The organism is Mesorhizobium sp. M7A.F.Ca.AU.001.01.1.1 (genome assembly GCF_004022735.1).
In the GTDB taxonomy this organism is placed as follows: Bacteria; Pseudomonadota; Alphaproteobacteria; order Rhizobiales; family Rhizobiaceae; genus Mesorhizobium; species Mesorhizobium ciceri.
The window spans coordinates 1-2,553 of record NZ_RZPF01000837.1; the positions used below are offsets into that span (position 1 = coordinate 1).

Genomic DNA, 2,553 nt, shown 5'->3' on the forward strand with positions numbered 1-2,553 from the left:
GCGAGATCAAGGCGTTGCACCAGCGGCTGGGCCCCACCCCCATTTACGTCCCGCATGATCAGATCGAGGCCATGACCATGGCCGACAAGATCGTCGTGCTGCATGACGGCCTTGTCGAGCAGATCGGTGCGCCGCTCGACCTCTATGACCGTCCGGCCAATCTGTTCGTTGCCGGCTTCATTGGCTCGCCGGCCATGAACTTCATTGCCGGCCGCGTCGAGGAAGGCGTTTTCCGCAGCGCCAGTGGGCTGACCCTGCCGCTGCCGGAAGGCATCAACCTGGCAAAAATTCCCGTGGGTGAACTCATCTACGGCATCCGTCCCGAACATATCCGAGCAACGATTTCCCAGGGTATTGCCGGCACGATCGTGCTTCTGGAAGCCACGGGTTCGGAAATCTTCGCCAGGGTCGACTGCGCCGGCGAGGAAATCTCCTGCCTGTTCCGGGAGCGGCTTGCGCTGAAGCAAGGCGCGCAGATGCGCATCGAGATCGACCGCGCCTGTGCTCATCTGTTCGACGCCAAGACCGGTCGGCGATTCTAGCGCAAAGGTCTGATATCCCGGCGCAAAGGTCTCAAGCCACGGTTCGCTCTTGCCACTCGCATCGCTTGGCAGCAATCTCGGATCAAAGAGCCGCTCATCGGGTGGATGTCGGCGTCCCGGGGTTTTGCCATGACACGCGATCAGATGCTCGCCCACCTTCGATCCGCCGACGCGGTCGCGCGCGAGGCGGCGGCACATGGGCATCATCCCTTTGGTTGCGTTCTGGTCGGGCCGGATGACCGCGTGCTGATGCGGCAGGGCAATCTCGACACGGTGCGCCATGCCGAGACGGAGCTCGCCCGCCGCGCCGCGGCTGCCTACGCGCCGGAGTTCCTGTGGCAATGCACGCTGGTCTCAACCTTCGAGCCGTGCGCGATGTGCGCCGGCACGATGTATTGGGCCAATATCGGGCGGCTGGTTTACGGGGTCGAGGAGACCGAACTCCTGGCGCTCACCGGGGATCACGCGGAGAATCCGACGATGAGCCTCTCTTCGCGCACCGTCCTCGGCTCCGGCCAGAGAAAGATCGAGGTCTTTGGCCCCTTCCCCGAAATCGCCGACGAGATGCTCGCACCGCACCGCGATTTCTGGAAGCGCTGACGGCTTCGTCCCGGCCGGTAAGGTCGATCAATGGCAGCAGTGACTGTCGGATCGCGGTGGGAGCCGCCGCCGCCGTTCAACAAAATCAAAGACTTGTAGAATCAACGATCCGAAGTCGGACGATCTTGTCATGCGTTGCCCGTGGCGAGATCCTTGAGAAGGGCGTGCAGGCCGTGAAAACTCGGACAGTCGCTGCTTTCTCAAAGACTCAAAGGCCCTAAGTGGCTGATATTTAATGCTAAAACAATGGTGAGCGCGATGGGATTCGAACCCATGACCTACTGATTAAAAGTCAGTTGCTCTACCGGCTGAGCTACGCGCTCCCGCGGGCGAAAGGCGGCCCTCGAAATTGCGCGGAACATAGGGAGAGTGCCTCGACCGGTCAACCGGAAAAAGAGGTCTCGCAAACACGGGCGGCTTCGCCCTGTCGCGGCACTTGTCCCACGCGCTGTCGGGGGGAGAACGGCCAAGGAACGCTGCCATTTATGCCTGACGGTGGCATCCAGTCTGGGGAACAATTGTATGCGCCGCTCGTTTTTCGGGCACAGGGACGTCCGCCAAACCATCGAGGAGAAGACCAATGAACAGAATCACAACGAGCCTGCTGGCGACCGCTCTCTCCGCCACATTCGTTGCGGCGGAGGCGGTGTCGGTTAATGCCCAACCGAACTATGTGCCGCAGTCCCAGGTCGCGGTGCCGGATGTACAGACAGTCCAGTACCGGGAGTGGCGCAAGGACCGCTACAATCGCAATTTTTCGCGTGACCGCAGTTTTTCGCGTGACCGCAATTTTTCCCGCAATCGCGGCATGTATTGGAACGGCCATCGGGGCTATCGTGAATATCGCCCCGGCTACCGTCGTCACGGCGATTATTGGTTCCCGCTTGCGGCCTTCGCTACCGGCGCGCTGATTACCGGGGCAATCATCAACAACGAAAACAACCGCGTCTATGAAGGCAATGCGCATGTGCGATGGTGCTACGACCACTACCGCAGCTACCGTGCTTCGGACAACACGTTCCAGCCGAATTACGGCCCCCGCAGGGAGTGCCGCTCGCCTTATTGATGTGGGTGAGTGGGAGTAATTGATAGTGCTGCATTGAAGGCCCATGCCAGAAGTGGCGCGGGCCTTTCTTTTCGGTCACCCCTGCCAACTGAGGCCTATGGCGTGCTCAGCGTCCGGCGCACAGCATCGCGCCAACCAGCAAGTTTGGCTGCGCGCGCAGAGCCATCCATGGCCGGCTGGAACCTCCGCTCCAGCGCCCAGCTCTTCGCGAATTTCTTGGCATCCGGCCACACGCCTGCCTTCGACCCGGCGAGCCACGCGGCACCCAGCGCCGTCGTCTCCAGGATGGTCGGACGGTCGACCGGCGCGTCGAGGATGTCGGCCAGCCTCTGCATGGTCCAGTCC

The 2,553-nt window shown here is 61.6% G+C and carries 3 protein-coding genes, 1 tRNA gene and 1 pseudogene; 3 read left to right on the forward strand and 2 right to left on the reverse strand.

Annotation, left to right across the window (positions count from 1 at the left end):
- Positions 1 to 542 (forward strand): TOBE domain-containing protein (locus EN884_RS32640; RefSeq protein ID WP_128360996.1); only part of this gene is annotated, 542 nt, incomplete at its 5' end.
- Between the two features lie 129 nt (positions 543 to 671).
- Positions 672 to 1,142 carry a nucleoside deaminase gene (locus tag EN884_RS32645; protein WP_063170230.1) on the forward strand — a complete coding sequence of 157 codons (471 nt, stop codon included), beginning with the start codon at positions 672 to 674 and terminating at the stop codon, positions 1,140 to 1,142.
- A 247-nt stretch (positions 1,143 to 1,389) separates the two neighbouring features.
- Here the strand turns inward: EN884_RS32645 and EN884_RS32650 are convergent.
- Positions 1,390 to 1,465: transfer RNA gene (locus EN884_RS32650), tRNA-Lys, on the reverse strand.
- Between the two features lie 257 nt (positions 1,466 to 1,722).
- Here EN884_RS32650 and EN884_RS32655 point away from each other — a divergent pair.
- Positions 1,723 to 2,208: a BA14K family protein gene (locus EN884_RS32655; RefSeq protein WP_063167948.1), complete on the forward strand. Its 486-nt coding sequence runs from the start codon at positions 1,723 to 1,725 to the stop codon at positions 2,206 to 2,208.
- A 95-nt stretch (positions 2,209 to 2,303) separates the two neighbouring features.
- Here the strand turns inward: EN884_RS32655 and EN884_RS32660 are convergent.
- Positions 2,304 to 2,553, reverse strand: a pseudogene (locus EN884_RS32660) (FGGY-family carbohydrate kinase); the annotation flags it as partial.

Bases quoted from the DNA above. Each gene is read 5' to 3' on its own strand.
- EN884_RS32655 (WP_063167948.1), top strand. From the start codon at position 1,723: ATGAACAGAATCACAACGAGCCTGCTGGCGACCGCTCTCTCCGCCACA.
- EN884_RS32645 (WP_063170230.1), top strand. From the start codon at position 672: ATGACACGCGATCAGATGCTCGCCCACCTTCGATCCGCCGACGCGGTC.